At 62.6% G+C, this 3,094-nt stretch carries 5 protein-coding genes; all 5 read left to right on the top strand.

Going from position 1 to position 3,094, the window contains the following annotated elements; all coding sequences use genetic code 11:
• The coding region (locus AC1DH9_RS26200) for a glutamate-5-semialdehyde dehydrogenase (protein WP_477809070.1) at positions 1–1,198 on the top strand (1,198 nt) is incomplete at its 5' end.
• Positions 1,167–1,889, top strand: a complete 723-nt coding sequence (gene nadD, locus AC1DH9_RS26195; RefSeq protein WP_429539713.1) for a nicotinate-nucleotide adenylyltransferase — start codon at positions 1,167–1,169, stop codon at positions 1,887–1,889. The genes AC1DH9_RS26200 and nadD, both read left to right, overlap by 32 nt.
• A 71-nt stretch (positions 1,890–1,960) precedes the next feature.
• A complete protein-coding gene (gene rsfS / locus AC1DH9_RS26190) occupies positions 1,961–2,455 on the top strand; it encodes a ribosome silencing factor (protein ID WP_427528615.1) in 495 nt (164 codons plus the stop codon).
• 9 nt (positions 2,456–2,464) lie between these two features.
• Complete coding sequence (rlmH, locus tag AC1DH9_RS26185) at positions 2,465–2,932, top strand: 23S rRNA (pseudouridine(1915)-N(3))-methyltransferase RlmH (protein ID WP_003185785.1); 468 nt, start codon at positions 2,465–2,467, stop codon at positions 2,930–2,932.
• Positions 2,933–2,944: 12 nt separating this feature from the next.
• Positions 2,945–3,094 (top strand): hypothetical protein (locus AC1DH9_RS26180; RefSeq protein WP_477809071.1); only part of this gene is annotated, 150 nt, incomplete at its 3' end.

Here is a 3,094-nt window from a genome sequence, read left to right as displayed (position 1 = left end):
TGCCAGTACCGCGCAGAAAAACCGCGCTCTGCTGGCTGCCGCCGACGCTTTGGATAACGCTCGCGCCGAGTTGACCGCCGCCAATGAGCTGGATCTGGCCGCAGGCCGGGCCAATGGGCTTGAGCCGGCCATGCTCGAACGTCTGGCCCTGACCCCCGCACGCATCGACGGCATGATCGTCGGCTTGCGTCAGGTGGCGGCGCTGCCCGATCCGGTTGGCGCGATCCGCGACATGAGTTACCGGCCGTCGGGTATTCAGGTCGGCAAGATGCGCGTGCCCCTGGGTGTGGTCGGGATCATCTATGAGTCGCGGCCAAACGTGACCATCGATGCCGCGAGCCTGTGCCTGAAGTCGGGTAACGCAACCATCCTGCGCGGTGGTTCCGAGGCCATTCATTCCAATCGTGCGATTGCCGCCTGCATTCAGCGCGGTCTGGCGGAAGCCGGCTTGCCGGCGGCCGTGGTGCAAGTGGTCGAAACCACCGACCGTGCTGCCGTCGGTGCGTTGATCACCATGCCCGAGTACGTCGACGTGATCGTACCGCGCGGCGGCAAGGGCCTGATCGAACGGGTCAGTCGCGACGCTCGCGTGCCGGTGATCAAGCACCTGGACGGTATCTGCCATGTGTATGTCAGTGCCCACGCCGATTTGCCGAAAGCCCAGCGCATTGCGTTCAACGCCAAGACTTACCGTTACGGCATCTGCGGCGCGATGGAAACCCTGTTGGTCGATCAAGCGGTCGCCAAGCAATTCCTGCCAGCGATGGCTGAACAGTTCCGCGAAAAAGGCGTCGAACTGCGCGGTTGCGAACGCACCCGGGCGATCATCGACGTCGTGGCTGCGACTGAAGAAGACTGGAGCACCGAATACCTGGCGCCGATCCTGTCGATCCTGGTGGTCGATGGCCTGGACCAGGCGATCGAGCACATCAACCATTACGGCTCGCACCACACCGACTCGATCGTCAGCGAACACCAGGGCGAAGCCCGGCGTTTCGTGGCTGAAGTCGATTCGGCCTCGGTGATGATCAACACCCCGACGTGCTTTGCCGATGGCTTCGAATACGGATTGGGTGCCGAGATTGGCATTTCTACTGATAAGCTGCACGCCCGCGGCCCGGTGGGCCTCGAAGGTCTGACCTGCGAGAAGTACATCGTGGTCGGTGATGGCCAGTTGCGCGGCCAGGAGCCGGTCTGACTTGGGCGATCTTGGCCAGAGCGCCGCTGTGACCACCAGCGAAACCGGCCCCCGGCGCATTGGCGTCCTGGGCGGGACCTTCGATCCGGTGCACATCGGCCATTTGCGCAGCGCACTGGAAGTCGCTGAAGCGCTGGCCCTCGATGAGTTGCGCCTGACGCCCAGCGCCAGGCCGCCGCATCGGGATACGCCGCAGGTTTCGGCGCAGGACCGTCTGGCGATGGTCGAGCGCGCGGTGGCCGGTATGGCACCGTTGGTGGTGGATGACCGCGAACTCAAGCGCGACAAGCCGTCCTACACCATCGACACCCTGGAACTGATGCGCGCAGAACTCGCCGCTGATGACCAGTTGTTTCTACTTTTGGGCTGGGACGCATTTTGCGGCCTGCCCACTTGGCACCGCTGGGAAGAGTTGCTCCAGCATTGCCACATCCTGGTGCTGCAACGCCCGGATGCCGACAGCGAACCGCCGGATGCCTTGCGCAACCTGCTGGCAGCGCGCTCGGTGAGCGACCCGCTGGCCCTCAAAGGGTCGAGCGGACAGATTGCATTCGTCTGGCAGACGCCGCTCGCGGTATCCGCCACCCAGATCCGTCAACTGCTGGCCAGCGGTAAGTCGGTACGTTTCCTGGTGCCCGACGCGGTCCTGGCCTATATCGATGCGCACGGACTTTACCGTGCGTCGAACTGAAAAAGGCGCGCTTCAAGGCACGTGAACGCGTGTATCRAAGCGCCCGAACATACGAGCAAAACGAGTTTTATATGACTGACAAAGACGTAAACAAAGTAAAGCGCAAGGGCACATTCAAGAGCGCCCCGCTGCCAGTAGAAGCTCATACCGGTGTCGTACTTGCCGGTGAAGAGCTGGTCAAGGTTGCCGTCGCGGCCCTGGAAGACGTCAAGGCCCAGGACATTCAGGTGATCGACGTTCGTGACAAGCAGAGCATCACTGACTTCATGATCATCGCCACCGGTACTTCCAACCGTCAGATCGGCGCGATGCTGGATAAGGTCCGCGAGGCGGTCAAGGCCCAGGGCGTCAAGCCGCTGGGTGAAGAAGGCAAGGGCGACAGCGACTGGGTGCTGCTGGATATGGACGACGTCATCGTGCACATGATGACCGCCTCGGCTCGCCAGTTCTATGACCTGGAGCGCCTGTGGGCCGGTGCCGAGCAAAGCCGTTCGGCCAGCGCCGCGCATCACAGCCCGGAAAACCCTCATGAGCATTTCACCAAGCTCAACAAAGACCAGCAATAAGGGTTCGCTGTGCGACTGCGTCTGATCGCCGTCGGTTCACGCATGCCCAAGTGGGTGGAAGAAGGCTGGCATGAATATGCCAAGCGTCTTCCTTCCGAGCTGGCGCTGGAACTGGTGGAAATACCGCTCAACACCCGTGGCAAGAACGCTGACGTGGCGCGCTTCATTCGCCAGGAAGGCGAAGCCATGCTGGCCAAGGTCGGCCCGAACGAGCGCATCGTCACCCTCGAAGTTCACGGCAAGCCCTGGAGCACCGAGCAACTGGCGGTCGAACTGGACCGCTGGCGGCTGGACTCGCGTACGGTGAACTTCATGGTCGGCGGCCCCGAAGGGCTGGCGCCGGAAGTCTGCGCGCGGGCTGATCAGCGCTGGTCGCTGTCGCCCCTGACCTTGCCGCACCCACTGGTGCGGATTCTGATCGGTGAACAGTTGTATCGCGCCTGGACAGTGCTGTCCGGGCACCCTTACCACAAGTAGTTCAGCGCCCCCATGCCTCRGCCGATCCGCATCAAGGACCACGAGAAAGACGCCCGTCTGGTGCGCGGCCGGGTCGTGTTCGGGGCAATTGCGGTGGTCACGCTGATCGGCGTGCTGATTGCGCGGCTGTATTTCCTGCAAGTGATTCAGTACGAGTACCAC

The organism is Pseudomonas sp. 05T35, assembly GCF_056396605.1.
The sequence above is the reverse complement of the archived record's forward strand: the minus strand, read 5'-3'. Positions and strand labels throughout refer to the sequence as shown.

Excerpts from the sequence above, each read along its gene's own strand:
- rsfS (WP_427528615.1), top strand. The coding sequence starts at position 1,961 with ATGACTGACAAAGACGTAAACAAAGTAAAGCGCAAGGGCACATTCAAG.
- nadD (WP_429539713.1), top strand. The coding sequence starts at position 1,167 with ATGGCCAGTTGCGCGGCCAGGAGCCGGTCTGACTTGGGCGATCTTGGC.